This window comes from Paractinoplanes maris (assembly GCF_023544465.1).
In the GTDB taxonomy this organism is placed as follows: Bacteria; Actinomycetota; Actinomycetes; order Mycobacteriales; family Micromonosporaceae; genus Actinoplanes; species Actinoplanes maris.
In genome coordinates, this window is record NZ_JALPVL010000015.1 from 34,550 (window position 1) to 58,805 (window position 24,256).

A 24,256-nucleotide genomic window follows, 5' to 3' on the forward strand; every position below is an offset into this window, starting at 1 on the left:
TGTGCCTCCCAGACTTGGCTAGCGCGACCGTGCCTGAACACTATATCTTTCAAAACTGAAATACCAGGGTGCGTCGGCTCACTATGGCAGCGACCGATGGGTCGCAGTGACGGAACTGTTGGTTAACCGCGACTGCCCCTGTGCTGGTTGTCGCCGGCGATCCAAGCGATCCGCACCCGGGACTCCACGGGTGGGCGCGTGTGCCCCGAGGGCGACTTCGAAATGGTGATGCGCCGGATGAAGAGCGAAAGCATGGCCCGGCGTTCGCCGATGGCCGCGTTGCGCCACCACGAGCCGGGCCCGAGCGGATCGGCGCCGGGCTCGCCGAGCCAAACTTTGATGGGCAGTGTGGGCGCCGGGTCAGGGTGAATGGCCGCAAGCTGCTGGGCCATTGCCTCGATGCGGGCGCTGAGAATCCGCGTCTGCTGCGGAGATCGACGACAGCTCTTGCCGTGCTCATTGTTCAGCTGGCTCAGCTGGCGTTTGGCGTCGGTCAGGTCGGCTTGGATTTTATGGCTCAATGCGGCTGATTCCGGCGTCATGGAGGCGAGGTTGAAGAGGCGGATGGCCTCGTGAAGGACCTCGCCCGAGCCGTCGCTCGCGGCCGCCGCGGCGATCAGTGCGAACAGGTGCCGACCGACGTAGCCCTCCAGTGCGTTTTTCGAGATTGTGCAGTCCAAGGCGTGCTGGCCGGGCAGCGTGCGTCCGGCTGGGCGTGAGCACCGATAGCTTGACTTGGCGGTGACAGCGGAGTTGCTGTTGCTCTTCATGGGCGAGCCGCATTCGCAGAACAGCAAACCTGTCGACGCGAGCAGTGAAGGCGTCGGCCTGCTCCGGCTGACGGTCGGTTGGCCGTTCAGAATCCGCTGCACGGCCCAGAAGGCATCGGGTCCCAGGATGGCTGGATGGGCCACGATCGGGACGCCGGTCTGACCGTCGCGAAGGATTTCGTAGCCCTGGATCGAGCGTGTACTTCGACCATGGTCATCACGCTTGTAGAGAACCTCGGCGGAGTAGCCGGCGGTGCGAGGGTCACGCATGATCCGTTCCAGGGTGCGTGGCGCCCAGGAGCTGTCGGCCGTCAGCTTTCCGGTTGTGGCACCCCGAGTCGGTGTGCCGTTGACGTTCAGCTGCCGGCAGACGAAACCGAGTGTGCCGGGGCGTTGTTGCTGCCCTGCGCGCTTTGCCTGATGCTCGACCGGCGAAGGGCTCATAAGCTCCGCGGCGGCGTCGCGAATCACGCGTGCCTCGGCCGGGTCGAGGGTCAGGAGGTTGATGGCCACCGGTCGGCCGTCGGCGGGGTTGACGCGGTTCTCGCGAATCACCCGGAAGCCGTAGGGAGCCTTGCCGCCGATGAAGCCGCCCAGGCTCCGGGCGATCTCGTTGGCACCTTTGATCGCAATGCTCTTGAGTTTCGACTCGTTGTGCGCCTGGTCGAGTCTCATGATCAGGTGGAACAGGCCTGTGGCGTTGCCTTTTCGGAACTCGCCCTCGATGACGCTGACGATCGTGATGCCGAGGTTCAGCAACTCGGTCACCAGTGGAATCGCCTCGATCGGATCCATGCGGGAGAGCCGCGCGACGTGGTGGACGATGACCAATTCGATACGACCGGCACGACAGTCGGCTAGCAGTCGCTCGAACGCTGGGCGCTGCGTGCCTGAGTAGGCCGACATGCCGATGTCCTCGTAACTGCCCACGAAGGTGGTGCCGAGCTCGGCGGACCGTGCACGAGTGGCGAGGCGTTGAACGGCAGGGGATGCCTCGCTCGCATTCTCGGGCCGAGAGGATTGGCGGACGTAGGCGGCAGCGCGATGGCGAAGAGCTACGTCGGATTGCCACGAGATCGGCATATCGCAATGTTACTACATCTGGCAGGGCGTCGTTATGAGTGCCTCAGGGCTTGCGGACCTTGTCGAACACGCGGGCGATCACGGCGAGCTCGTCGGGGTCGAGGCGATCGATGAAGCTGTCGCGGACGGTGATCAAGTGCATCGGGGCGGCGGACTCCAGGGCGGCCATGCCCTCGTCGGTCAGCACGGCCTCCTGGCCGCGGCCGTCCTCGGGGCAGGGCTGCTTGCGGACGAGGCCACGCTTGACCATCGAGCTGATCTGGTAGGTGATGCGGCTGGGGGAGAAGACCAGGCGGCTGGCCAGCTCGCCCATCCGCAGGCGGTGGTCCGGCGCCTCGGAGAGGGTGACCATCACGTGGTAATCGTTCATGCTGAGGCCGGTCTGGGCCCGCAGGTCGTCCTCGAGGTGGGTGTGCAGCGCCCACGAGCTCTCGACGAAGGTGCGCCAGGCGAGCTGTTGGCTCTCGGTGAGCGGGTCGGCCATACCAGAACAGTAACTCTTTCAAATCTGAAATAACAAGTGGCTGGGGTCACCTACGCCGGTTCCGGCTGGTGGCTGCCGAGCACCTTGGTCAGCAGGGCCTGGAGCTGGCGCCGCTCGGCGGTGCTCAGGCCGGCCAGCAGCTCGTCCTGCACCGCGTCGGTGTGCTTCTGAAGCTCGTCGAGGTGGAGCCGGCCGCCGGTCGTGAGGGTGACGACGTTGCGGCGCCGGTCGGCCGGGTCGGGCTCGCGGGTGACGTGGCGCCCCTGCTCCAAGCGGTTGAGGATGCCGTTGACGTCGTTGCGATCCAGGCCCAGGCGGCGGCCGATGTCGGCCTGGCTCAACGGTCCGCACTCGTCGAGGGCGGCCAGAACGGCGAAGTCGGCCCGGGCGCCCAGCTTCATCTCGCGGGCGAACAGCCGGGCGCCGATGGTCGACACCTTGCTCGCCTGCCAGCTGGCCAGTGCGCGGAGCCGGGCCGGCGGCTGCGGTGTGTCGTCCGTCTCGGGCATGCCGCCATCTTAGCCGTTGGTTCCCCCAACAATCGCTGCTACGTTGGTCGAGCCAACGTTGGTATGGCCAACGAAATGCGTGAGGGAGTGCTATGACAAGCGAGTTCAGCGACCGGCGGGTACTGATCCCGGGCGGCACCGGCGGAGTCGGCGAGGGCGTGGTCCGGGCCTATCTGGCCGCCGGGGCCCAGGTGGTCGTGCCCAGCCGCGACGAGCGGCGGACGGCCGAGTTCCAGCGGATTCTCGGCGATGCCGCGACCGACCGGCTGCACCTGGTCGTCCATGACTACACCGGCTTCGACGGCGCCGAGCGGCTGGCGGCCGAGATGGCCGAGCGGCTCGGCGGCATCGACGACGTGGTCGCGCCGATCGGCGGCTACTGGGGTGGGCGTCGCCTGTGGGAGATCGACGCCAAGGACTGGCAGGACGCCTTCGTCGGCCTGGCGACGACGCACGCCGCGGTGATGCGGGCCGTCGTGCCGAGGCTCGGCCCGACCGGCACCTATCAGATCGTCGCCGGTGAGTCCGGATTCCGGCCGGTGCCGGGCAGCGGCCTGCTCAGCATGCAGCAGGCCGCGCTGCTGATGATGCGAAGCGTCCTGGAGGCTGAGGTCGCCGACCGGCAGCGGGTCTTCGCCCTCGTGCTGGGGCCGGTGCGCACCCGGTCGATCGGCGACGCCCAGCCGGACTGGATCACCCCCGGCCAGATCGGCGCGGTCGCCGTCGCCGCGTCGGCGAGCACCGTGGCCGGCCGCGAGATCCGGTTGCCCGATCCGGACGCGGCGAAGCAGGCACTGGCGCTGCTGCGGGACGGAAACTCCCGGCCGACGACAAAGAGCGCTGAGGCCGTGAGCTCCCGGCCCGGCAACGAAGAAGGCTGAGGCCGTGAGCTCCCGGCCCGGCAACGAAGAAGGCTGAGGCCGTGAGCTCCCGGCCCGGCAACGAAGAAGGCTGAGGCCGTGAGCTCCCGGCCCGGCAACGAAAAGGGCTGAAACCGTGAGCTGCCGGCCCGACAACGAAGTGGGCTGAAGCCGTGAGCTCCCGGCCCGACGACAAAGAGCGCTGACGACGCGGGCTTCGACCCGGCAACGAAGACGGCTGAGGACGCGAGCGGTCAGGGCGCTTCGATGGAGCCGTCCGGGCGGCGGACGGTGTCGGACCAGCGCTCGTGACCGCCCAGCACCGGCGGGTGCTGGGCCGCCTTGGCCTCGTCGAGCTCGATGCCCCAGCCCGGCGCGGTGGACGGCCGGGCGTATCCGGCCGCGATCACCGGCGTACCCGGGAAGATCTCGTGCACGACGTCCGGATAGACGTGGCCCTCCTGGATGCCGAACGCCGGACTGGTCAGGTCGAGCGCCAGGTTGGCCGCGGCACCGACCGGGGAGACGTCGGCCGGGGCGTGCCAGGCCGTCTGCACGCCGTGCAGCTCGCACAGCACGGCCAGTTTGTGCCCGGGGGTCAGCCCGCCGATCGCCGAGATGTGGCAGCGCAGCAGATCCACGCCGCCCGCGGTGACCAGACGGGCGGCGTCGGTCACCGAGGCGGTCAGCTCGCCCACGGCCAGCGGTACGGGTGAGGCCGCGCGCACCTCGGGCAGCCGGTCGTAGTGCTCGGGCGCCACCACGTCCTCCAGGAAGAACAACCGGTACGGCTCGAGCGCGCGGGCCAGCACCACCGCCTGCTTGGGCGTGAGCCGGCTGTGCACGTCGTGCAGCAGCTCCACGTCGTCGCCGAGGCGTTCACGGGCCGCGGCGAACAACCGTGGCGTCCGGGCCAGGTAGTTCTCGACGCTCCAGCCGTCCGGGTACGGCGAACCGGGATAGCCGCCCGGTGCCCCCGGCGCCCCGTAGGTGCCCAGGCCCGGTTGCCCGGTCTGCAGCCGCACATGCCGGTAGCCCGCCTCGACCAGCGCCTCCGCCTCGTCCAGCGTCTCCTCGACGGTGGCGCCGGACGCGTGCAGATAGACCGGCACCGCCTCGCGCAGCCGGCCGCCGAGCAGGTCGTGGACGGGTAGCCCGGCGCGCTTGCCGGCGATGTCCCACAGCGCCATGTCCACCCCGGAGAGCGCGCTGTTGAGCACCGGGCCGCCCCGCCAGTACGACGAGTAGTGCAGCGTCCGCCCGATGTCGGAGATCCGGCTGACGTCCCGCCCGATCAGCAACGGGGTCAGGTGGGTCTCGAGCGCGGCGACCACGGCGGCGAACCGCTGGTGGAACGTCGCGCAGCCCAGGCCGTGCAGCCCGGGCTCCGAGGTGTCGATGCGCACGACGACGAGGTTGACCCCCTCGGGCGCGGTCACCACGACCCGGACGCCGGTGATCGTGGGCGCGCTCATCCGGCCGGGAACTCGTATCGGGCGGTGAAGCCCAGCAGCTCGCGGGCCGGCCGGAGGTCGATCGGCACCGTGCGGCCGGGGAAGCCGGGGCGGGGTACGCCGGGGTGGAACTCGTCGAGCAGCCACTCGGTGGACTGCGGGGCCAGGGTCTCGGGCGCCGCGACGTAGAGCACGTGGTTGCCCGGCAGGGCCGGCTGCAGGCTCGCCACCAGGGCGCGCGCCGCGTCCCGGACGTCGAGGTAGCTCCACACGTCGGCCGCGCCCCGGCCGGGGTCGCGCGCGAAGAGCTCGGCCATCGGGGCCAGCCGGTCGTCGGCCGCCCCCACGAAGGGCAGGCGGAGCGCCACCACGGTCATGCCGTACTGGCGGTGGATCATGTCGGCGGTGGCCTCGTCGGTGCGCTTCGAGAGGGCGTACGGGTCGGTGATCTGCAGTGGCTGGGCGGTGTCGATCGGCAGGTAGGGCAGGCGCAACGGGCGGCGGGCGAACGGCAGGCCGCCGATCGCGTAGCTGCTGGCGATCACCGCGTTGCGCACGCCCCGGCGGGCCGCCCGGTCGAGCACGGTGAACGTGGCCTGCGTGTTGCGGCCGAAGACCTCCTCGTCGGGGTCGCTGCCGGGGTGGGGGATGGCGGCCAGGTGGATGACGGCTTCGGCTCCGTCGAGGGCGTCGTCGACCAGCGCCACGTCGCGGGCGTCGCCCACGAGGGTGCGGTCGGCTCGGGTGCTGGTGGGGTCGAGGACGAGGGCGGAGGTGGTGACGCCGTCGGAGGACAGCAGGTCGAGCACGGCGGTGCCGATGAGGCCGGCCGCCCCGGTGACGAGGACGTGAGCAGGCATGATCTGAAACTTACTCGTAAAGTCGCCTATCATCGTGCCCCTGGGTCGGCCGGTGTGGGGGCGATGCATGGGGTACAGGGTCGAATACGAGGGCGAAGTGGTGGAGTTCGCCTCGTTGGACGCCGCGCTGGACTGCGCGCGCAACGCGATCGTGAACGATCTGGGCCGGATCGACGGCTGGGCGGTCGAGCACGACGAGGAAGTCGACGACTGGTATGTCCGCGGTGTGCGCAACGGGCGGCGGATCGGCCCGACGGCGCTCATCTCGGGTCCCGGCCCCGCCGTCTGGGAGGAGTGGGAACGCCGGGTGGTCTTCGTCGGGCCGACGCCGGCCGAGGCCTTCGCGATGGCGGCCGCCTGGCTGGAGAAGCGGCCGGACATCACGACCCTGGGGGACGTCGGCTGGCATCACACCGCCGACGGCCACCAGCTCCGGGTCTATTACCGCGGCTGAGTCGCCGCGGTGACCGTGCGCTCCATGTCCTGGCGGAGGCGATCGAGGTCGACCCCGCGGTCGACCATGATCAGCGCGGCCAGGCCGTGGCCCTCCCGCAGCAGGCCGAGCATGATGTGCTCGGGCGCGATGAACTTCTGCTTGAGCCGGAGGGCCTCGCGCAGCGACAGCTCGAGCACCTTTTTGTTGCGGTTGGTGAAGGGGATGTGCCCGCTGGTCGGGGAGAACTTGGCGAACAGGCCCCGCTTCTTCTCCGGCGGGCGGGGCAGACGCAGCGCGCCGGCCCCGAAATTGGCCTCGATCGCCTCCCGGACGGCGGCCAGGTCGATGCCGATCGCCTTGAGGGCGGCCGCGTCCTCGGCGTCGGCGTCGCTGAGCACCGGCCCGTCCTGCGAGTGGCCGCCGATCCGCTCCAGGACGTCGACCCGGACGGCCTCGGCGGTGAGCCCGGTCGACCGGGCGACCGGGCCGTCGGGGTCGGCCAGCAGGGCGAGCAGCACATGCTCGGTGCCGATGTGGTTGTGGCGCAGGCTGCGGGCCTCGCTCTGGGCGTTGGTCACGACGGCGCGCGCCCCGGCGGTGAATCGTTCGAACATGTCAGTCCTCCCGTGGGTCCGGCGACGGCATGAGGCGTGCGTGCTTCTTGTGGACGCCCTGGCGGGTCACCTCGAGCGCGTCGGCGATCTCCTGCCAGGACCAGCCCTTGCGGCGGGCATTGGCCACCTGGAGATGCTCGAGGCCCTCCAGCAGGCGGCGCAGCGCCACCACCGCGCGCAGGCCGACCCGGGGGTCGGCGCTGCTCGCCGCGGCGGCGAGATCGGTTGCTTCGGTCATGCTGTCAACTTACGTTGACGAGGCGCTGATCGTCAACCCGGGTTGACACCAAGGACAAAAAAAGAAGGCCGGCCCGCATGGGCCGGCCTTCAGCGGGAGCTCACTGGCCGCGGCCGGTCTTCTCCTGCAACTCGTCGATCTTCTGCGACGCCTCCGCCTTGGTCAGGCCGTCCGGTACCTCTTCCTTCGCCTCGCCGGCGAGGGTGTGCAGGTACGACTCCTGGGCGCCGGTGGCCGGTTCTTCACCGGTGACCCAGTCCGACGGGTCCTTCTCGGCGTTCGACTGGTCGGTCATGACGCATGCCTCCGGTGGTGATCAGGTGTTCGAACACCTGTTCCTCTACCCGCCGTAGGTCAACTCCATGCCGATGATGTCGTTGTAAGCCACGTTCAACTCGACCGGGCGATGCACCGGGGCGGTCACGGCGAACGGGGCCCCGTGCGGGTCGAGCATCTCGACGTAGCTGCCCAGGCCCATCTCGACCGGGCCGGCCACGATCCGGCCGCCCAGCCCGGCGCACCGGTCGATCGTCTCGGTCGTGTCGGCCACCTGGAACGACGGCTGCCAGCGGACGTCGTAGCGCCCGGTGACCAGCCCGGCCACCGAGTCGTGGGCCTGGCTGAGCCACTCGCCGCTGCCGAACTCGTGGGTCAGTGTCCAGCCGAAGACCGAGCCGTAGAAGGCAGTCGCCGCGGACACGTCACCGGCCAGCAGGTCGGACCACTCCATAGTGCCCGGCTCACCGCGCAGCTGGGCGCCGGCGAACCCGGCGGCCTGCCACAGGCCGAAGACGGCGCCGTCGGTGTCGGACACGATCGCCGTGCACGCCCCGTGCCGCTCCTCGGGCCAGGTCAGCTGGCGGCCGTGGGCCTGGATGACCCGCTCGACGGTCGCCGCGAGATCGGGCGCGGCCAGGTAGGTGAGCCATCCCGGCGGCTGCGCGGGCCGGGTGCGGCCGATGCCGGCCACTGCCTTGCCGTCCAGCAGGAATCGATCACCCTCGACCTGCCAGCCGAACAGCCCGGCATAGAAACCTGCCGCGTCGTCCGGGTCTGACGTCGTCAGCTCGACCCAGCAAGGAGTCGACGGCGCAAAGCCTCTGATCCGCATATACCACTCCAACGTGGACGTCCCCGAATGGCGATGACTCTACGGCAATCTATACGCGCCGTCACTACCTGGGGGTTCAATGTCCGCTTTGGAGGAGCTTTCCGCTACCTAAAGTGACTGCCTGTAGGTCCGGTGTCACGCGAGCGTTAACGGTTCGGTGAGTTGCCGGTAGTGGGAGCGTGTCCAGTCACGACGGTCGATCGGTGGTGGTGTGCGGGATGAGCATTTCGAACCAGACGGTCGTGCCCCGCACGGTCGGATCGGTGCCCCACGAGTCGCTCAGCTCCTCGATCAGGCCGAGCCCGCGGCCGCGGCTGCTCATCGTGTCGGCGTGCGCGCGGATGACGCTGCCCCGGGTGCCCTCGTCGGCCACCGAGACCAGCAAGCGCTCGGCGTTGAGGTCGATGTGGACCTGCGCGGGCGTGCCGGCGTGCAGCAGCGCGTTGGTCGTGAGCTCGCTCGTGCACAGGATGGCCGCGCCGATCACCGGCTCGGGCACCGACCACTCGCGCAGGCGGGTGGTCATCCATTGCCGGACCCGGCTCGGGCCGGTCGGCTCAGCCGGCACCAGCATGGTGGCCGAGCGGCTCATCGCCACCGCGTGCTCGACGGCCAGCACGGCCACGTCGTCGTCGGTCGAGCCCGCCACCGCCGAGGTGGCCAGCGAGCACAGGTTGCGCGGGTCGCCGCCGGCGGCTCCGGCCACGGCCGCCACCAGGGCGTCCAGGCCCTCGTTGAGCGGGTGCCCGCGCCGTTCGACGACGCCGTCGCTGTACATCAGGATCGTGTCGCCCGGCTCGAGCCGCACCTGGCCGGTCTGCCAGCGCCCGCCCAGCCCCAGCGGGGCCCCCGGCGGCACCTTGACCAGCTCGGCCGTGGGAGGCCCGCCGCCCTGCCCGGCCCGGCGCAGCACCGGCGGCGGATGGCCGGCGCTGGCCAGGGTGATCGTCCCGTCCGCGGGGTCGAGCACCCCGTAGACGACGGTCACGAAGATCTCCTCGTTGCGCGACTCGGCGCCCAGCGAGCCGACCAGCCGGTCGAGCCCGGCCAGCACGCTCGGCGGGGCCGGATCGGTCAGCGCCATCGCCCGCAGCGCGGCCCGCACCTGGCCCATCACGGCCGCCGCGCGCACGTCGTGCCCGGCCACGTCGCCCAGCACCATCGCCAGCCGGCCGTCGATCAGGCGGAACGCGTCGTAGAAGTCGCCGCCGGCCGCGTTGCCGTCGACGCCCACGTCGTAACGGGCGGCGATGCGGAACGTCTCCAGCTCGGGCAGATGCTCGGGCAGCATGCTGCGCTGCAGCAGCTGGGCCGTGCCGTGCTGGGCCTCGAACCGGCGGGCCCGCTCGGCCGCCTGGGCGACCAGGCGGGCGGCGGCGTCGAGCAGCGCCCGCTCGGCCGGCAGCCAGCGGTGGGCCTCCCGATAGCCGATCGTCAGCGCCCCGGTCAGCAGCGGTGTGCGCAGCGGCACGGCGGCCAGGGCCCGGATGCGGCGCTCGTGCCGGTCGGAGGCCACCGGCAGCAGCGGCTCACCGTCGGCCACGAACGTGGCCTCGCCGGTCTGGGCGGCCGCGACGATCGGGGCCTGCGGGTCGTTGGGCACCCTCTTCCACACCGGGGGCAGGCGCTCGTCGGCCTCGTCGAGCATCTCGCCCCGGATGCGCCGCACATAGCGGTAGGCTCCGCCGTCGTCCACCGCGAAGGCGCAGTGGTCGACGTCGAACGAGGTCATCGCATAGGCCAGCACGACCCGGGCCACGTCGTCGACGGTGAGCGCGCCCGCGAGGCGCGAGGTCAGGTCGCCCAGGTTCTGCAGGCGGCGGGTCACCTGGGTGGTCTCGGCGACGACGGTGAGCACGCCGGTGACCTGGCCGCGCAGGTCGCGCACGATGGAGTGGCCGCGGGTGAAGAATGCCTGCTCCGGGCGGCCCTGCTGGCCGCGGGTGACGGTCAGCTGGGTCTCGGCCTCGAGGAGTGGCTGGGCGCTGTGGTAGACCTGCTCGACCGCGCCGCCGAAGCCGCGTGACTCCCACAGATCGCCGAAGACCTCGGCCGCGGGCTGGCCCAGGGCGGCCGGGTGCAGGGTGCCGATCAGATCCGCGTACGCGTCGTTGTAGATCAGCAGGAAGCCGTCGCCGTGGCTGTAGGCCATCGGCATGGGGGAGGACAGGACCAGCTCGACGGTGGCCGAGACGGCCGGATCCCAGTGCTCGCGGGGGCCGAGCTCGGTGTCGCTCCAGTCGCGCCCGCGCACCAGATCGGCACAGCCGGGAGGGCCCAGCCCGGCCGCGGTGGTCTGCGCGGGCAGAGCGGGCATCACTGAGGGGCTCACCCCACCCGTCCCGGCCATGCCTGAAGAGTAGCCCGGCTCGTCCATTCGGACGATGCCGCACCAGCCAACCGTCCGATTCTTGACGGTACGACCCTCTGGTCCCTCTCGGGCGTTCCCGACGGTATATCACTCTTAGTAGCTCCAAACCGACTCGCTGAGCTGGCCGAATGGAGCGATGGTCACTTACAGTCCTGGTCGTGTCCGAGAGCCGCCCGCCGTCCGAGCCGTTGATCGACCTGTCGGTGATCCGACCGTCGGCGCCTCGCCACCCCCACGCCCGGCTCCGCCGCCAGGCCGCCGTGGTGGCCGTGGTCGCGGCTCTCACCGGGGCCGGTGGCTACACCGCCCTGCGTCCCGCCCTGGCCGCGACCACGCCGGACGCCGTCCCGGCCCCGCCCGCCGCCGCGACGCCCGCGCCACCGGCGCCGGTCCGGTGGGGCACCCCGACCGCCGCCGCCGACCCGGTCCACGCCCGATAACTGTTCGCCGGGCGACCGTGGCGGCGCCGCCACCCGGTCGTTGCGTCCTGTGGTCACAACAGGGCAGCGGTGGGCCGCCCGGCCGGCAGCAGGGAGTGCACGATGACCGGGGACGGGCTGAGCCGGGGTCTCAGTGACATGTGGCGGTCGATCGTGCTGATCGTGCCGGCCGCGCTGCTCTTCGCGGGCATCCTGCTGGCCGGCTATCTGGTCGCGCGGCTCCTGCGGACGGTGGTGGTCCGCGTCCTGCGCCGGGCGGGCCTCGACCGGGCGATCGAGCGGGGCGCGGCCGCCGGGCTGTTCCCACCCGGCCGGCCCACCGCCAGTGAGGTGGGCGGCAAGCTGACCTTCGCCGGTGTGCTGCTGGTCGCGCTGCAGCTCGCGTTCGGCGTGTGGGGGCCGAACCCGGTCAGCGACCTGCTGAGCGACCTGCTCGGCTGGCTGCCCCGGCTGCTGGTGGCGATCGTGCTGGTGGTCGTGGCCACGACGATCGCCCGGACGGCGCAGGATCTCATCGCCGGCGCGCTGGGCGGGCTGAGCTACGGGCGTCTGGTGGGCCGGGTGGTGTCGGGGGTGATCGTCGTCCTGGGCGTGATCGCCGCGCTCGACCAGGTGCGGATCGCCGCCGCCGTGACCCAGCCGCTGCTGATCACGGTGCTGGCCGTCGTGGCCGGGGTGGTGATCGTGGGGGTCGGCGGCGGGCTGATCCGTCCCATGCAGCAGCGCTGGGAGACCTGGCTGGAGCGGGCCGAGGCCGAGGCGGCGACGATTCGCGAGCACGTCGGCGCCTACCGGGCCGCGGCCGCCGACCCGGGCGAGACGCAGGTCATCTCGTACGGGAATCCGGACCGGCCGAGCTGGGCCAGCACACCGACGCAGCTCGCCCCGGCCACCACCACCGCGGACGAGCACGCCCCGGACGAGACCCAGGTGATCGCCCCGCGCCGGGGCGACAACGAGGCCACCGTGATCCACACGGCCGCCGGCGACACCACGATCGTCAACCCGGGCCCGAACGACACCCTGGTCATCGGCAGCGGCACCGAAGGCATCGAGAGCACCCAGGTCATCCCGCCCGGCGACGAGAAATGAAACAGAGGCGGACATGAGGAGGGCCGGTACCGAAGATCTCGGCACCGGCCCCCGTAATGAAAGGTCGATCAGCGGGTCACAGCAGTGGTCAGGCGGGCTGGGGGAGGCTGCGGGCGAGGGAGCAGACGGCCAGCAGGCGGCGCAGCACCCAGTCGTTCGCGGTCCAGTCGATCTCGCCGGCCGGCGGGCGCCAGCCGTGGGTGAAGGCGGCGTCGCGCACCCCCTCGGCGTACGCGGCGAGCAGCACCGCGGTCAGCGGACGGGTGTCCACCGACAGGCTGTCGCGGATGCCGGCCGAGTGCTGGTCGATCAGGGCCATCAGGCCGGGGTTGGCGTCGGCCTGGACGAGGCCGGCACCGACGGTGTCGTGCAGCTCGGTCAGGCTGGCGTGGGCGGAACGGTGGGCAGCACGGGCGGCAGCGCCGCTGAACAGGCCATTCATGAGTAGGAACATTAAGAAGCCTGGGGTAGCCAACGGTTCTTCGGACAGGTGCAGCTCGGTTGAACCGGGCCGGGCGGGGAAAGCACAGCGGCATGACCGATCATCGGCGCCCGGACGGGATGGACGACACGACCGTGGAGGCGCTGGGCAAGCTCAGCTCGGCCCTGGAGACGACCGATCGCGCCCGCGGCCATCTGCACTCGTTCCACCAGCTCACCGGCAAGGCCGACTTCGAGCTGGACGAGGCCGTGGCGCTGTTCCGCCGGGCCGGGCACGACAAGATCGCCGACCGGATCCAGCAGGACCTGATCGGCCGCAACGTCATCCCCGGCCATTGGACGTTCCAGGTCATCGAGGAGTACGACGACACCTACTGGAACGAGTTCCGGACGGTCGAGCGGGCGGCCCGGGACGAGCTGGCCGGCGGGCGCCGGCACCTTTTCGAGGCCGAGCTCAAGGAGCGCCGGCGCACCCACGGCAAGGCCGGGCACGAGGCGCGGTGAGGCTTCCTACTCCATCTCGACCTGGGCCGGCCGGCGGCGCTGAGCGTCGTCGGCGAGGATGACGGTGGCGACGACCAGGGCCACGACCACGGCGAAGAGCCAGGAGGCGTCGTCGATCAGCTTCGCGGCCAGCGGGGCCTGGAATGCGGCGAGCATGAAGCCCAGCCAGGCGAGTCGACGCTGACGCTCGGAGAGGAAACCGGCAGCACGCATTCGGACAGTCTGGCTCGCATCGGGCGGATCGCCGTCACCCATTCGGCCGATTCTCCGTTGTCCGATCGTGCCCCCAGCATTGCGTCGCCACCGCTCAATTATCGCATTGCTGCTGGTCAGCGCGCTGGCGATTACCGGTTGTGAGAGGCCTGTGCCGGCTGGTGCGCCTGTGCCTGGTGAACACGTCGTGACGGGCCCATTGCAGTCACGTAAGGGCGCCCGGCTGATCGTCCCGGACGCCGCTTCCCGGGTCCACGTCGTGCTGGCCACGATCCCCGGCCTGCTCTATCGCATCACCACGCCCGCCGGGTCGGGTCTGACCCCGCGGGTGACCCGCCCGGGCGGCATCCTCCGGGTCGGGCTGCTGCCGACCGGCGAGGGCGGGCCGGACGAGGTGCGGATCGTGCTCAACCGCTTCGTGCGCTGGGATCTCCGGCTGCCGGCCGGGGCCGGCGAACAGCGTCTGGATCTCAGCCGGGGCCGCGTCACCCGGCTCGACCTGGGGCCGGCCGGCCTGGTCGAGCTGCGGCTGCCCGCCCCGCGGGGAACCGTGCCGATCACGCTCGTCGGCGGCATCGGGACGCTCAGCATCCGTACGCCGCAATTCACCCCGCTCCGGCTGAATCTGGCCCGCGGTGCCGGCTCGGCGCTGACCCCGTGGACCGCCGACGAGGAACTTCCGGCGGCGACCGTCCTCACTCCGGCCATCTGGCCGACCGCCCGCGACCGCTACTGGCTGCGGGCCCGATCGGCCATCGGCCTGCTGGCCCTGCGCCGGGGTGAGATATGAGGAACGGCCGCCCGGAGGACCGGACGGCCGTTTCATCCCTGGGAGAACCCCCTGCTCACTGGCCGGGGCGGTCCACCTCGCCACGCCAGGCGCCGGTCTCGACGCCGCCGCGGCCCTCGATGTATTCCTTGAACCGCTTGAGGTCGCCCTTCACCCGGCGGTCGAGGACGCCCAGCTTGTCACCGACGTTCTCGACGACGCCCTGCGGCTCGAAGTCCATCTGCACGGTCACGCGGGTCTTGGTGTCGTCGAGGCGGTGGAAGGTGACCACGCCGGCCTGCTTCTCGCCCTCGGTCGACTTCCAGGCCACCCGCTCGTCGGGCAGCTGCTCGGTGATCTCGGCGTCGAACTCGCGCTTGACCCCGGCGATCTCGGTCTTCCAGTGCGTGTTGGTCGCGTCGAGCTGACGGATCTCCTGCACGCCCTCCATGAACCGGGGGAACTCCTCGAACTGCGTCCACTGGTTGTACGCAGCGCGGATCGGGACCTCGACGTCTACGGATTCGGTCACGGTGCTCACGGTGTGAACTCCTCCTGGTTGTGTTACCCCGCCTTACGCACTAACTGGTGCCCGGGTCGGCCGGGGCTAAACGAGGTGCGAGCGGAGTCTTCGGATCCTCGTCGCCCGCCTGCCGCAGCCGGGCCCGCTGCACCTCGGCGTTGACCTGCACCCCGAGCAGCACCGCGATGTTCGACAGATAGATCCAGACCAGGAACGCCATGATCGCGCCGAGGCTGCCGTACGTGCGGTTGTAGGAGCCGAAGTTGGCCACGTAGAGCCCGAACCCGAACGACACGATGCTCCACACCAGCAGGGAGACCGTGCCGCCGACGGTGAGCCAGCGGAAACGCGGCTGGCGCACGTTCGGGGCGATCCAGAACAGCAGCGAGAGCACCACCGTGGCGATGGCCACCAGCACCGGCCAGCGCCCGATCGACCAGAACTGCCGGGCCGTCTCGCCGGCGCCGAGCGCGTTGCCGACCGCGTCGACCAGCGGGCCACTGATGATCAGACCGGCCCCGATCGATGCCAGCAGGACCAGGGCCACGGCGGCCAGCGCGATCTCCAGCAGCTGCAGCTTCCACCACGTGCGGCCCTCGCGCACGCCATAGATGCGGTTGGACGCCCGGGAGAACGTGGAGACGTAGCCGGAGGCCGACCAGAGCGCCAGCAGCAGGCCGAAGCCGAACAGCACCTTGGCCGAGCTCTGCTGCACGAGCAGCGCCTGCACGACCGGGAGCAGGCTCTCGTTGTCGACCACCGCGCCGACGCCGAGGTCGCGCAGGATGCCCACCACCGCGGTCAGGACGGTCGAGCCGTCGGTGACCAGGTTGATCAGGGCGACGATGACGACCAGCGACGGGATCAGCGCGGTGACGGTCTGATAGGTCATCGCCGCGGCGTAGTCCGAGCAGTCGTCCTCGATGTAGCCGGCCACGCTGCGCCACAGCACCGAGCGCCAGCTGCGCCAGCGGAGCTGCCGGAGCTTGAGCGGCAGCGGACGCGGCGTAACGTCGTCGGCGAACGCCTCGGACTCCCGATCGACGGTGGGTTCGCTGTCGACGGCGTCGGCGTTGGTGGGTTCGGCGTCGGTGCGCTCGGTGTCGTCGGTGCGCTCGGTGTCCATGCCGGCTCCTGACATGTTTTGACGGCAGCTACCCGGGCACGTCAGGCGGCAAACGCAGGGGGTGGGCATGGAAAGCGCGGACGCGATCGTGGTCGGTGCCGGGCACAACGGCCTGGTCGCCGCCAATCTGCTGGCCGACGCCGGCTGGTCGGTGCTGGTGCTGGAGGCGACCCCACATCCGGGCGGCGCGGTGCGGTCGGGTTACGTGACCGCGCCGGGCTACCTCAGTGATCTTTTCAGCTCGTTCTATCCGCTCGGGTTCGCCTCGCCGGTACTCAACGGTCTCGATCTCGGCGACCACGGTCTGACCTGGACGCACGCGCCCGATGTGCTGACCCATCTCTTCCCGGACGGGCGGGCGGCCACGATCAACCGTGACCTGGCCCGCACGATGGAGTCGCTGGAGGCCTTCGCCCCCGGTGACGGCCAGAAGTGGAAGAACGCGTACGACGAGTGGCTGTCGGTCTCCGACGTCATGCTCGACACCATCCTCACGCCGTTCCCGCCGGTGCGGCACGGCGTCTCGCTGGCGCGCCGGCTGGGGACCGGCGGTGCGCTCCGGCTGGCCCGGCGGCTGCTTCTCTCCGTACGGGAAATGGGGTCGGAGATGTTCGCCGGCGACGGCGGGCCGTTGCTGATGGCCGGGTGCGCCCTGCACACCGACCTGTCTCCCGAGGAGGCCGGCGGCGGGGTCTACGGCTGGCTGCTGGCCATGCTGGGCCAGCAGTACGGCTGGCCGGTGCCGGTGGGTGGCGCCCAGCGGATCACCGACGCCCTGGTCGCGCGGCTCGAGCAGCGCGGTGGCCGGATCGTCTACGACACCCCGGTCTCCCGCGTGCTCATCGCCCAGGGCCGGGCCATGGGCGTCCAGTCGGGTTCGGAGCACTATCGGGCCTTTCGCGGCGTGATCGCCGACGTGCCCGCGCCGGCCCTCTATCTCGACCTGGTCGGCGAGCGATGGCTGCCGCCGCGGCTGGTCGAGGACCTGGCCCACTTCCGGTGGGACGGCGCGACGGTCAAGGTCGATTGGGCCGTACGCCGCCGGATGCCCTGGAAGAACCCGGCCGCCGCCGGCGCCGGGACAGTGCACCTGGGCGCCGACATGAACGGCCTCACCCGGTATGCGGCCAAGCTGGCGACCGACGAGGTGCCGACGCACCCGTTCCTGCTGCTGGGCCAGATGACCACGGCCGACCCGGCGCACTCGCCCGAGGGCACCGAGTCGCTCTGGTCGTACACCCACCTGCCGCACCGCGCGCACTGGGAGCCCGACGAGATCGCCGCCCACGTCGAGCGCATGGAGGCGGTGATCGAGGAGCACGCGCCCGGCTTCCAGCAGGAGGTGGTGGGGCGCAACGTCTTCTCGCCGGCCGACCTGCAGGAGCAGGACCCGTCGCTGGTCGGCGGCGCTCTCGGCGGCGGCACCGCGGCCGCCTTCCAGCAGCTGTTCCTGCGCCCGATCCCGAGCCTGGGGCGGGCCGACACCCCGATCGACCGCCTGTTCATGGCCAGCTCGTCGGCCCACCCGGGCGGCGGCGTGCACGGCGCTCCCGGCAGCAACGCCGCCCGGGCCGCCCTGGCTCGCGACCGGGCTCTGCTGGGCGGCGCCTACCGCGCGGTGATCAACGGCGGGAACAAGCTGATCTACAAGAGCTGATCTAGGGCTCGTCGAACTGACGGGCGTGGCTGCGCTCGGCGATGTCGGCCAGCCGGCGCAGCGACTCGATGTTGCGGCGGTGCAGGATGAGGTCGTTGAGCTTGTTGCGCACGGCCAGCAGCGGGCCGCGCTCGAAGTCCTCGTGGATGGTCACCCTGGTGGCGCCGGGGCCCGCAGGCTCCAGGTGGATGTCGACCACCGCCTCGCCGAGCGGCCACAGCCCCGCGTTGAGGCGCAGGCGGCGGCCGGGCTCCATGTCGAGCACGGTCGACTTGTCGTGCAGGGAGAGCGGCCACGGCCCGGCCTTGTGGTGCAGGTGCGAGCCGACCTGGGGCCAGGTCTGGTCGACGTCGCGGATATGGACGGTGCCGACGACCCAGTCGCTGTAGGTCCAGCCGTCGGCGAGGACGGCGAAGACACGGTCCGGCGGAGCCTGGATAGTTCGTTGCACGGTAGCCACGGGGAGGACATACCCTGCGAGAAGACGCCGTAACGGATGGGCCCAGGTTTACGGATCCGGCAGCCGGGCATCAGCCTCCCGCGAACCGCAGCAATACGGAGGGGACCTCGTGCGCATTGCCATGATTTCCGAGCACGCCAGCCCCCTGGGTGACGGCGGCCAGCACACCCATGTCGCCGGCCTCTCGGCGGCCCTGGCTGAGCTCGGTCACGAGGTGTGCGTCTACACCCGTCGCGACGACCCGGCGACGGCCGAGGTGGTCACGACGCCCGGCGGCATCCGCGTCGTCCACGTCACCGCCGGCCCGCCTCAGTTCCTGCCGCCCGACCTGCTGCTCCCGCACATGGGCGAGTTCGCCCGGTGGCTCGAGCAGAACTGGCGCTCCGGCGACTGGGTGCCCGAGGTCGTGCACGCCCACTTCTGGACGAGCGGGCTCGCCGCCGTCACCGCCGCGCGCCGGTTCGGCATCCCGGTGGTGCAGTCGTTCCACGAGCTCGGCGAGATCACCGCCGGCAACGGCCGGCCTTCCCGTACGGGTTACGAGCGCGCCCTGGGCCGCGCGGTCGACCGGGTGGTCGCCCAGAGCCAGGAGGAGCTCCAGGGTCTCGTCCGCATCGGCGTGCCCCGGGCCCAGCTGACCGTCGTGCCCGCCGGTGTCGACAGCGACCGCTTCACCCCCGAGGGCCCGGCCGTCGAGCGTGACCCCCACCGCCCCCGCATCCTGTCGGTCGGCCGCCTGGTCGAGCGCAAGGGCTTCGGCGACGTCCTGCAGGCCATGCGCTATGTCCCCACGGCCGAGGTGGTCGTCGTCGGCGGCCCGCCGGCCGACCAGCTGACCACCGACCCGGGCGCCCGCAAGCTGCGCGCGCTGGCCGAGAAGCTTCAGGTGTCCGACCGGTTCCGGCTGGTCGGCGGGGTGCCCGCGCGCGACATGCCGCGCTGGTACCGCTCGGCCGATCTGCTGGTCGCGGCGCCCTGGGAGGAGCAGTTCGAGCCGTCCGCGCTCGAGGCGATGGCCTGCGGCGTGCCGGTGATCGGCACCTCGGTCGGCGGCCTTGACGAGACGGTGGTCGACGGCCTCACCGGCGACCTGGTGCCCGCCCGCGACCCGCGCGCGCTCGGCAGTGCCCTGCGGCGCCTGGTCAACGACAAGGTGCGGCGGTTCGCCTACGCCTCCGCGGCGGTCGACCGGGCCCGTCAGGCGTACTCCTGGAAGCGGGTCGCGGCTCAGGTCGGCTCGGTCTATTCGGCGGTAACCGGCCTGCGCCGGGGCAACCCCGCGACGACCAGCACCGAGGAAGCGGTGGCGTAGCCCGGCATCCACCAACTGGTGGATCCGGGGTGGAGCGAGCTGGTCGATCCGCGACCCCCGGTCCTCTTGGGACGCTCGATGCATGACAGTCATCGAGGTCCGTAACCTGCGCAAGGCGTACGGGGACACGGTTGCGGTGCGGGACGTCTCGTTCTCGGTGGAAGCCGGCGAGATCTTCGGCATTCTCGGTCCCAACGGCGCCGGAAAGACCACCACGGTCGAGAGCATCTCCGGTCTGCGCCGGCCCGACGGCGGCACGATCCGGGTGCTCGGCCGCGATCCGGGCGACCGGTCGCTGCGCGACGACGTCGGCGTCCAGCTCCAGGAGAGCGGCCTGCCGGACAAGCTCACCGTCCGCGAGGCACTGGATCTGTACGCCTCCTTCTATCCGGCGCCCGCCGACTGGCGCGCGCTCACCCGCGAGCTCGGCCTGGGCGAGAAGCTCTCGACCCCGTACGCGAAGCTCTCGGGCGGTCAGAAACAACGCCTCTCGATCGCGCTCGCGCTGATCGGGGGTCCCAAAATCGCGATCCTGGACGAGCTGACCACTGGGCTGGACCCGCAGGCCCGCCGCGACACCTGGGACCTGATCGAGGGCGTGCGCGACAGCGGCGTCACGATCGTGCTGGTCACCCACTTCATGGAGGAGGCCGAGCGCCTCTGCGACCGGCTCGCCGTGATCGACCGCGGGCAGGTCGTCGCGCTGGACACCCCGGCCGGTCTGATCGCCGGCATGGACACCGAGCAGCGGATCCGCTTCCGGCCGTCCGCCCCGGTCGACGACGCGCTGCTCGAGGCGCGTCCCGAGGTGCGCGCGGTGATCCGGCACGGTGCCCAGATCGAGGTCGTCGGCACCGGCAACCTGCTGCACGCGGTCACCTCCGTGCTCGCCGTCAACGAGATCATCGCCGCCGACCTGCGGATCGAGCAGGCCAGCCTGGACGACGCCTTCGTCCAGCTGACCGGCCGGTCCGTGAAGGAGTAGTCCTGATGCGCGTCTTCGCCAAGCTGACCCTGACCGAGATCAAGCTCTTCCTGCGCGAGCCGATCGCCGCCTTCTTCGTCCTGTTCTTCCCGACCCTGCTGGTCGTCATCCTGGGCAGCATCCCGTCCTTCCGCGAGCCCTCGGCCGACCTCGGCGGGGCCCGCGTCATCGACCTCTACGTCGGCATCGCGGTGGCGCTCACCCTGGCCATGGTGGCCATCCAGGTCACCCCGGCCGTGCTGGCCACCTATCGCGAGCGCGGTGTGCTGCGCCGGCTCGCCACCACCCCCGTGTCGCCGCTCAAGCTGCTGGGCGCGCAGCTGGCCATGTTCGGGCTGGCCGCGATCGCCTCCACCGCGCTGGTGCTGGCCGTCGGCCGGCTGGCCTTCGACGTGCGGCTGGCCGACAACTTCCCCGCCTTCGTTCTCGCCTTCCTGCTGACCGCGGCCGGGACGCTGGCCATCGGCATCTTCGTCGCCGCGGTGGTGCCCAGTGGCAAGGCCGGCAACTCGGTCGGCACGATCCTCTTCTTCCCGCTGATGTTCTTCGCCGGGCTGTGGACACCCCGCGAGGTGATGCCCGAGGTGCTGCAGAGGATCGCCGACTTCACCCCGCTCGGCGCCGGCGAGCGAGCGCTCAACGAGGCGATGACGGGCGGCTGGCCCAACCTGCTCTCGGCTACGGTTCTTCTGGGATACGTGGTCGTGTTCGGGTTCGCCGCGGTCCGTTCGTTCCGCTGGTCGTAACGGGGGGTGGGGTGAGCATGGCCGAGGGGTCGACGACCGACCGGGTGGGCCGGATCATGGGGCGGTTGCCCTACATCGCCCTGGCCGCGTCGATCGTCCTGGTGGTGGCCGGCTCCTCGGTCGGTGTGCCGCATCAGGGCTGGCCGACCGTCGGCCTCGCGGTCGCCGCCACCGTCGGCTGGCTGGTCTGGTGGATCGCCCTGCACCCGCAATGGGAGCACGACGAGCCCAAGATGATCGTCTTCTTCCTCGGCCTGGCCGCGCTCATCTACCTGCTCGTCTGGACCAGCCCGCTGTTCGGGTTCTTCGCCTGGAGCGGTTACATCCTGACGACGTACGGGTTGAGGCGCTGGCGCCGGCTGGCGGCCGGCACGCTGGTGGCCGGAGCGGGCGCGATCTCGCAGATGGGCGGCTTCTCCACCCTGTCCGAGCCGGGCATCGTCCCGGTCTTCCTGGTCGTCCTGGCGATCAACATCGGCGTCGCCAACGTGATGATCTGGGTGACCATGTGGACACTCGAGCAGACCGAGAAACGCGCCCGCATGATCGATGAACTCGGTGTGGCCAACGCCAAGCTGGCCTCGGCGCTCAAGGAGAACGCCGGCCTGCACGCCCAGCTGCTGGCCCAGGCCCGCGAGGCCGGGGTGCTCGACGAGCGGCAGCGGATGGCCGGCGAGATCCATGACGTGCTCGCCCAAGGCCTGACCGGCATCGTCACCCAGCTCGAGGCGGCCGAGGCGGCGACGCCCCGGCCGGTCGACCAGAGCCGGCACCTCGACAACGCCAAGCGGCTGGCCCGGGACAGCCTGACCGAGGCCCGCCGCTCGGTGCAGGCGCTGCGCCCGCAGACCCTGGACGGCGCCGGCCTGCCCGAGGCGATCGGCGAAGTGGTGAAGGAGTGGACCCGGGTGCACGAGGTGAAGGCCGAGCTCACCACCACCGGCACCCGGCGCACGCTGCTGCCCGACATCGAGGCGGCCCTCCTGCGGACGGCTCAGGAAGCCCTGGCCAATGTCGCCCGGCACGCCGGCGCGGGCCGGGTCGGGCTCACCCTGTCCTACATGGAGGACGTGGTCACGCTGGACGTGCGGGACGACGGCGACGGCTTCGACCCCTCGTTGCCGGCCGCGGTGAGCGAGAACGGCGGCTACGGCCTGGCCGCGATGCGGGAAAGGCTGGCCCGCATCGCCGGCAGCCTCGAGGTCGAGTCCGAGCCCGGTGCCGGCACCGCGCTGTCGGCCTGCGTCCCGGCGATCGCGATCGGCGCGGCCGCGTGATCGGCCTGGTCATCGTCGACGACCACCCGGTGGTCCGCGACGGGCTGCGCGGCATGTTCACCGGCGACGCCCGCTTCGAGGTGCTGGGCGAGGCCGGCGACGGCCGCGAGGCCCTGGCCGTGGTGCGCGCGGCCGACCCCGACGTGGTGCTGATGGACCTGCGCATGCCCGGGATGGACGGGGTGACCGCGATCAAGGCGTTGCAGGACAAAGGGGTGCGGGCCCGGGTCCTCGTGCTCACCACCTACGACACCGACGCCGACGTGCTCCCGGCGATCAAGGCGGGGGCGACCGGCTACCTGCTCAAGGACGCCTCCCGCGACGAGCTCTTCCGGGCCGTCGAGGCCGCCCACCGGGGCGAGCCGGTGCTCTCCCCGGCCGTCGCCGGCCGGCTGATGGGCAGCCTGCGCTCACCGGCTCAGGAGCCGCTGAGCCAGCGCGAGCTCGAAGTGCTGGGCCTGATCGCCCGGGGCAACTCCAACAAGGAGGCCGCCGCCCGCCTGTTCATCAGCGAGGCCACGGTCAAGACCCACCTGCTGCACGCCTACGCCAAACTGGGCGTCCGCGACCGGGCCGCCGCCGTGGCCGTCGCCTTCGAGCGCGGTCTGCTGAAACGCTAGGCGGGCTCGCCCCGGTAGGTGCCGAACGACCAGCGGTTGCCCTCGGGGTCCCGGGCCAGGAAGTCGCGGGAGCCGTAATCGGTGTCGTAGGGCTTGCGATGGATGTCGGCGCCGGCCGCGACCGCCCGTTCGTACAGGGCGTCGACGTCGTCGGCGACCACGTAGGCGCCGAACGAACCCGGCTCGAGCGCCCACGGGTCGTTCTCGCCGCGCCCGGCCGAGCCGAGCATGATGCCGCCGCCCAGCGGCCAGGCCAGCTGGGCGTGATCGACGCGGTCGCCCTCGCCGTGGACGACCACCTCCCGGAAACCGAACGCGTCGACCAGGAAACGGATCAGGGCCCGGGCGTCGGTGGCCCGCAGTGTCGGCCACACCTGCGGTGGCGGTGTCCTCGCATCAGTCATGCCTGCCATCGTGCGCGGGTTCGAGGCGGGCCGCTTGGACGAAATCGAACTGGTCGGCCAGCCACTCCGACGGGGTGCAGCCGGCCAGCGCGCGGAACTCGCGGACCAGGTGGGACTGGTCGGCGTAGCCGTGCCCGGCGGCCACCTCGGCGATCGGCGTGCCCGGTCGCAGGGCGCGCCGAGCCCGGTCGAAGCGGGCCACCCGGGCCGTCTCCTTGGGGCGCAAACCCACCTCGGCCCGGAACCGGGTGGTCAGGTAGGTGTCGCTCCAGCCGACCTCGGCCGCCACGGCCCGGATCGGCGCACCGAGGATGACGCGGTGATAGGCGTACGTGATCTCGGGCCGGACCGGGCGGTCGGTCAGCCGGGCCCGCAGCGCGTCGTCGAGCACGGCGAAACGGCTCGGCCAGTCGGCGGCACCACACAGACGCTCGCGGATCCCGGCCACCACGGTCTCGCCGAGCAGGGCGGTGGCGTCGACGTCGAGACCGGCCAGCTCGGCCGCCGGAACCCCCAGCAGCGCGCGACAGCCCAGCGGCCGCAACGCCACCTGGACCCCCGACTGCCGGCCGTCGTGGGTGATGACCGCGGGCGTCAGGTGCAGGCCACCGACCAGCGAGTCGTAGTGGCCGGGCCGCTGACGCGGATCGGGGTGGGCCGCCATCACCAGCGGCTCGTCCATGGTCAGGATCATCGTGAGGTAGGGCGAGGGCAGTCCGAGATGCCGCATCGGCGCCACCCCGCGCTGGCGATACCCCGAATACGCGGCGACGAAGGGCGCGAGTGCGGCGGCCGGCCGGGCCTGGACGTACTCGTCGATGACCATCGGTTACGACGGTAAACGATGGGCCCACCCGATGCCCGGACCGGATGAGCCCCGTCTGTGCCGCCGCCGGG

Annotated in this window: 29 protein-coding genes; 12 read left to right on the forward strand and 17 right to left on the reverse strand. The window is 71.3% G+C overall.

Going from position 1 to position 24,256, the window contains the following annotated elements; translation table 11 throughout:
- Positions 1-122: 122 nt before the first annotated feature.
- The 3 genes from NAG42_RS36645 to NAG42_RS36655 are packed head-to-tail and all read right to left on the reverse strand — an operon-like array spanning position 123 to position 2,846.
- Positions 123-1,853: a recombinase family protein gene (locus tag NAG42_RS36645; RefSeq protein WP_250036816.1), complete on the reverse strand. Its 1,731-nt coding sequence runs from the start codon at positions 1,851-1,853 to the stop codon at positions 123-125.
- A gap of 43 nt (positions 1,854-1,896) precedes the next feature.
- A complete protein-coding gene (locus NAG42_RS36650; protein ID WP_250036818.1) occupies positions 1,897-2,337 on the reverse strand; it encodes a MarR family winged helix-turn-helix transcriptional regulator in 441 nt (146 codons plus the stop codon).
- Between the two features lie 50 nt (positions 2,338-2,387).
- On the reverse strand, positions 2,388-2,846 hold the full coding sequence (locus NAG42_RS36655) for a MarR family winged helix-turn-helix transcriptional regulator (protein ID WP_250036820.1): 459 nt from the start codon (positions 2,844-2,846) through the stop codon (positions 2,388-2,390).
- 92 nt (positions 2,847-2,938) lie between these two features.
- On the opposite strand from NAG42_RS36655, the gene NAG42_RS36660 reads away from it, so the two are divergent.
- The gene (locus NAG42_RS36660; RefSeq protein WP_250036822.1) at positions 2,939-3,727 is read left to right on the forward strand and encodes an SDR family oxidoreductase; all 789 of its coding nucleotides are present in this window, start codon (positions 2,939-2,941) and stop codon (positions 3,725-3,727) included.
- A gap of 233 nt (positions 3,728-3,960) precedes the next feature.
- Here NAG42_RS36660 and NAG42_RS36665 read toward each other — a convergent pair whose 3' ends face one another.
- Positions 3,961-5,181, reverse strand: a complete 1,221-nt coding sequence (locus NAG42_RS36665; protein ID WP_250036823.1) for an enolase C-terminal domain-like protein — start codon at positions 5,179-5,181, stop codon at positions 3,961-3,963.
- Positions 5,178-6,020, reverse strand: a complete 843-nt coding sequence (locus NAG42_RS36670; RefSeq protein ID WP_250036825.1) for an NAD-dependent epimerase/dehydratase family protein — start codon at positions 6,018-6,020, stop codon at positions 5,178-5,180. Before NAG42_RS36670 ends, NAG42_RS36665 begins: the two co-directional genes overlap by 4 nt.
- Before the next feature lie 67 nt (positions 6,021-6,087).
- Between NAG42_RS36670 and NAG42_RS36675 the strand changes: the two genes are divergently transcribed.
- Positions 6,088-6,474 carry a hypothetical protein gene (locus tag NAG42_RS36675; RefSeq protein ID WP_250036827.1) on the forward strand — a complete coding sequence of 129 codons (387 nt, stop codon included), beginning with the start codon at positions 6,088-6,090 and terminating at the stop codon, positions 6,472-6,474.
- Here the strand turns inward: NAG42_RS36675 and NAG42_RS36680 are convergent.
- The 5 genes from NAG42_RS36680 to NAG42_RS36700 form a co-directional block, all read right to left on the reverse strand.
- A complete protein-coding gene (locus NAG42_RS36680; protein WP_250036829.1) occupies positions 6,462-7,070 on the reverse strand; it encodes a Clp protease N-terminal domain-containing protein in 609 nt (202 codons plus the stop codon). The two genes, NAG42_RS36675 and NAG42_RS36680, sit on opposite strands and share 13 nt — an antisense overlap.
- Before the next feature lies 1 nt (position 7,071).
- Positions 7,072-7,308, reverse strand: coding sequence for a helix-turn-helix domain-containing protein (locus NAG42_RS36685; RefSeq protein ID WP_250036830.1), 237 nt, complete (start codon positions 7,306-7,308; stop codon positions 7,072-7,074).
- Positions 7,309-7,408: 100 nt separating this feature from the next.
- Positions 7,409-7,603 (reverse strand): DUF3072 domain-containing protein, encoded by a 195-nt coding sequence (locus tag NAG42_RS36690; protein ID WP_250036832.1) that lies wholly within the window; start codon positions 7,601-7,603, stop codon positions 7,409-7,411.
- Positions 7,604-7,648: 45 nt separating this feature from the next.
- Entirely contained in the window at positions 7,649-8,419 is a 771-nt protein-coding gene (locus tag NAG42_RS36695; protein WP_250036834.1) for a VOC family protein, read from the reverse strand.
- Positions 8,420-8,606: 187 nt separating this feature from the next.
- Positions 8,607-10,769 carry an ATP-binding SpoIIE family protein phosphatase gene (locus NAG42_RS36700; protein ID WP_250036836.1) on the reverse strand — a complete coding sequence of 721 codons (2,163 nt, stop codon included), beginning with the start codon at positions 10,767-10,769 and terminating at the stop codon, positions 8,607-8,609.
- 179 nt (positions 10,770-10,948) lie between these two features.
- On the opposite strand from NAG42_RS36700, the gene NAG42_RS36705 reads away from it, so the two are divergent.
- Positions 10,949-11,230 carry a hypothetical protein gene (locus NAG42_RS36705; protein ID WP_250036838.1) on the forward strand — a complete coding sequence of 94 codons (282 nt, stop codon included), beginning with the start codon at positions 10,949-10,951 and terminating at the stop codon, positions 11,228-11,230.
- 102 nt (positions 11,231-11,332) lie between these two features.
- A complete protein-coding gene (locus NAG42_RS36710) occupies positions 11,333-12,322 on the forward strand; it encodes a mechanosensitive ion channel family protein (RefSeq protein ID WP_250036840.1) in 990 nt (329 codons plus the stop codon).
- Between the two features lie 88 nt (positions 12,323-12,410).
- On the opposite strand, the gene NAG42_RS36715 is transcribed toward NAG42_RS36710, so the two are convergent.
- Positions 12,411-12,764, reverse strand: coding sequence for a DUF6401 family natural product biosynthesis protein (locus NAG42_RS36715; RefSeq protein WP_250036842.1), 354 nt, complete (start codon positions 12,762-12,764; stop codon positions 12,411-12,413).
- A 92-nt stretch (positions 12,765-12,856) separates the two neighbouring features.
- Between NAG42_RS36715 and NAG42_RS36720 the strand changes: the two genes are divergently transcribed.
- Positions 12,857-13,267 carry a hypothetical protein gene (locus NAG42_RS36720; RefSeq protein WP_250036843.1) on the forward strand — a complete coding sequence of 137 codons (411 nt, stop codon included), beginning with the start codon at positions 12,857-12,859 and terminating at the stop codon, positions 13,265-13,267.
- A 6-nt stretch (positions 13,268-13,273) separates the two neighbouring features.
- Here NAG42_RS36720 and NAG42_RS36725 read toward each other — a convergent pair whose 3' ends face one another.
- Positions 13,274-13,480: a hypothetical protein gene (locus NAG42_RS36725; protein ID WP_250036845.1), complete on the reverse strand. Its 207-nt coding sequence runs from the start codon at positions 13,478-13,480 to the stop codon at positions 13,274-13,276.
- A 187-nt stretch (positions 13,481-13,667) separates the two neighbouring features.
- On the opposite strand from NAG42_RS36725, the gene NAG42_RS36730 reads away from it, so the two are divergent.
- On the forward strand, positions 13,668-14,270 hold the full coding sequence (locus NAG42_RS36730; protein ID WP_250036847.1) for a hypothetical protein: 603 nt from the start codon (positions 13,668-13,670) through the stop codon (positions 14,268-14,270).
- A 55-nt stretch (positions 14,271-14,325) separates the two neighbouring features.
- Here the strand turns inward: NAG42_RS36730 and NAG42_RS36735 are convergent, their stop codons facing one another.
- Entirely contained in the window at positions 14,326-14,790 is a 465-nt protein-coding gene (locus NAG42_RS36735; protein WP_250036849.1) for an SRPBCC family protein, read from the reverse strand.
- Positions 14,791-14,830: 40 nt separating this feature from the next.
- Positions 14,831-15,898: a YihY/virulence factor BrkB family protein gene (locus tag NAG42_RS36740; RefSeq protein WP_250036851.1), complete on the reverse strand. Its 1,068-nt coding sequence runs from the start codon at positions 15,896-15,898 to the stop codon at positions 14,831-14,833.
- 67 nt (positions 15,899-15,965) lie between these two features.
- Between NAG42_RS36740 and NAG42_RS36745 the strand changes: the two genes are divergently transcribed.
- Positions 15,966-17,555, forward strand: coding sequence for a phytoene desaturase family protein (locus tag NAG42_RS36745; RefSeq protein WP_250036853.1), 1,590 nt, complete (start codon positions 15,966-15,968; stop codon positions 17,553-17,555).
- A 1-nt stretch (position 17,556) separates the two neighbouring features.
- On the opposite strand, the gene NAG42_RS36750 is transcribed toward NAG42_RS36745, so the two are convergent.
- Positions 17,557-18,006 (reverse strand): SRPBCC family protein, encoded by a 450-nt coding sequence (locus NAG42_RS36750; RefSeq protein WP_308201235.1) that lies wholly within the window; start codon positions 18,004-18,006, stop codon positions 17,557-17,559.
- Positions 18,007-18,124: 118 nt separating this feature from the next.
- Between NAG42_RS36750 and NAG42_RS36755 the strand changes: the two genes are divergently transcribed.
- From NAG42_RS36755 to NAG42_RS36775, 5 genes are all read left to right on the forward strand, one after another.
- Positions 18,125-19,327: a glycosyltransferase gene (locus NAG42_RS36755; RefSeq protein ID WP_250036858.1), complete on the forward strand. Its 1,203-nt coding sequence runs from the start codon at positions 18,125-18,127 to the stop codon at positions 19,325-19,327.
- An 82-nt stretch (positions 19,328-19,409) separates the two neighbouring features.
- Positions 19,410-20,312 carry an ABC transporter ATP-binding protein gene (locus tag NAG42_RS36760; RefSeq protein ID WP_250036860.1) on the forward strand — a complete coding sequence of 301 codons (903 nt, stop codon included), beginning with the start codon at positions 19,410-19,412 and terminating at the stop codon, positions 20,310-20,312.
- 5 nt (positions 20,313-20,317) lie between these two features.
- Positions 20,318-21,058 (forward strand): ABC transporter permease, encoded by a 741-nt coding sequence (locus NAG42_RS36765; protein ID WP_250036861.1) that lies wholly within the window; start codon positions 20,318-20,320, stop codon positions 21,056-21,058.
- Between the two features lie 17 nt (positions 21,059-21,075).
- Positions 21,076-22,335, forward strand: a complete 1,260-nt coding sequence (locus NAG42_RS36770) for a sensor histidine kinase (RefSeq protein ID WP_250036863.1) — start codon at positions 21,076-21,078, stop codon at positions 22,333-22,335.
- The gene (locus NAG42_RS36775) at positions 22,332-22,955 is read left to right on the forward strand and encodes a response regulator (protein ID WP_250036865.1); all 624 of its coding nucleotides are present in this window, start codon (positions 22,332-22,334) and stop codon (positions 22,953-22,955) included. The genes NAG42_RS36770 and NAG42_RS36775 overlap by 4 nt, the downstream gene beginning before the upstream one ends.
- Here the strand turns inward: NAG42_RS36775 and NAG42_RS36780 are convergent.
- Both NAG42_RS36780 and NAG42_RS36785 read right to left on the reverse strand, forming a co-directional pair.
- The gene (locus NAG42_RS36780; protein ID WP_250036867.1) at positions 22,952-23,359 is read right to left on the reverse strand and encodes a VOC family protein; all 408 of its coding nucleotides are present in this window, start codon (positions 23,357-23,359) and stop codon (positions 22,952-22,954) included. The genes NAG42_RS36775 and NAG42_RS36780 overlap by 4 nt on opposite strands.
- On the reverse strand, positions 23,352-24,185 hold the full coding sequence (locus NAG42_RS36785; RefSeq protein WP_250036869.1) for a helix-turn-helix transcriptional regulator: 834 nt from the start codon (positions 24,183-24,185) through the stop codon (positions 23,352-23,354). Before NAG42_RS36785 ends, NAG42_RS36780 begins: the two co-directional genes overlap by 8 nt.
- Positions 24,186-24,256: the final 71 nt, after the last annotated feature.

Bases quoted from the DNA above. Each gene is read 5' to 3' on its own strand.
- NAG42_RS36670 (WP_250036825.1), bottom strand. From the start codon at position 6,020: ATGCCTGCTCACGTCCTCGTCACCGGGGCGGCCGGCCTCATCGGCACC.
- NAG42_RS36690 (WP_250036832.1), bottom strand. From the start codon at position 7,603: ATGACCGACCAGTCGAACGCCGAGAAGGACCCGTCGGACTGGGTCACC.
- NAG42_RS36660 (WP_250036822.1), top strand. From the start codon at position 2,939: ATGACAAGCGAGTTCAGCGACCGGCGGGTACTGATCCCGGGCGGCACC.
- NAG42_RS36710 (WP_250036840.1), top strand. From the start codon at position 11,333: ATGACCGGGGACGGGCTGAGCCGGGGTCTCAGTGACATGTGGCGGTCG.
- NAG42_RS36680 (WP_250036829.1), bottom strand. From the start codon at position 7,070: ATGTTCGAACGATTCACCGCCGGGGCGCGCGCCGTCGTGACCAACGCC.
- NAG42_RS36725 (WP_250036845.1), bottom strand. From the start codon at position 13,480: ATGCGTGCTGCCGGTTTCCTCTCCGAGCGTCAGCGTCGACTCGCCTGG.
- NAG42_RS36765 (WP_250036861.1), top strand. From the start codon at position 20,318: ATGCGCGTCTTCGCCAAGCTGACCCTGACCGAGATCAAGCTCTTCCTG.
- NAG42_RS36675 (WP_250036827.1), top strand. From the start codon at position 6,088: ATGGGGTACAGGGTCGAATACGAGGGCGAAGTGGTGGAGTTCGCCTCG.
- NAG42_RS36715 (WP_250036842.1), bottom strand. From the start codon at position 12,764: ATGAATGGCCTGTTCAGCGGCGCTGCCGCCCGTGCTGCCCACCGTTCC.
- NAG42_RS36650 (WP_250036818.1), bottom strand. From the start codon at position 2,337: ATGGCCGACCCGCTCACCGAGAGCCAACAGCTCGCCTGGCGCACCTTC.
- NAG42_RS36770 (WP_250036863.1), top strand. From the start codon at position 21,076: ATGGCCGAGGGGTCGACGACCGACCGGGTGGGCCGGATCATGGGGCGG.
- NAG42_RS36780 (WP_250036867.1), bottom strand. From the start codon at position 23,359: ATGACTGATGCGAGGACACCGCCACCGCAGGTGTGGCCGACACTGCGG.
- NAG42_RS36720 (WP_250036843.1), top strand. From the start codon at position 12,857: ATGACCGATCATCGGCGCCCGGACGGGATGGACGACACGACCGTGGAG.
- NAG42_RS36700 (WP_250036836.1), bottom strand. From the start codon at position 10,769: ATGGCCGGGACGGGTGGGGTGAGCCCCTCAGTGATGCCCGCTCTGCCC.
- NAG42_RS36665 (WP_250036823.1), bottom strand. From the start codon at position 5,181: ATGAGCGCGCCCACGATCACCGGCGTCCGGGTCGTGGTGACCGCGCCC.
- NAG42_RS36785 (WP_250036869.1), bottom strand. From the start codon at position 24,185: ATGGTCATCGACGAGTACGTCCAGGCCCGGCCGGCCGCCGCACTCGCG.
- NAG42_RS36685 (WP_250036830.1), bottom strand. From the start codon at position 7,308: ATGACCGAAGCAACCGATCTCGCCGCCGCGGCGAGCAGCGCCGACCCC.
- NAG42_RS36695 (WP_250036834.1), bottom strand. From the start codon at position 8,419: ATGCGGATCAGAGGCTTTGCGCCGTCGACTCCTTGCTGGGTCGAGCTG.
- NAG42_RS36655 (WP_250036820.1), bottom strand. From the start codon at position 2,846: ATGCCCGAGACGGACGACACACCGCAGCCGCCGGCCCGGCTCCGCGCA.
- NAG42_RS36645 (WP_250036816.1), bottom strand. From the start codon at position 1,853: ATGCCGATCTCGTGGCAATCCGACGTAGCTCTTCGCCATCGCGCTGCC.
- NAG42_RS36760 (WP_250036860.1), top strand. From the start codon at position 19,410: ATGACAGTCATCGAGGTCCGTAACCTGCGCAAGGCGTACGGGGACACG.
- NAG42_RS36745 (WP_250036853.1), top strand. From the start codon at position 15,966: ATGGAAAGCGCGGACGCGATCGTGGTCGGTGCCGGGCACAACGGCCTG.
- NAG42_RS36740 (WP_250036851.1), bottom strand. From the start codon at position 15,898: ATGGACACCGAGCGCACCGACGACACCGAGCGCACCGACGCCGAACCC.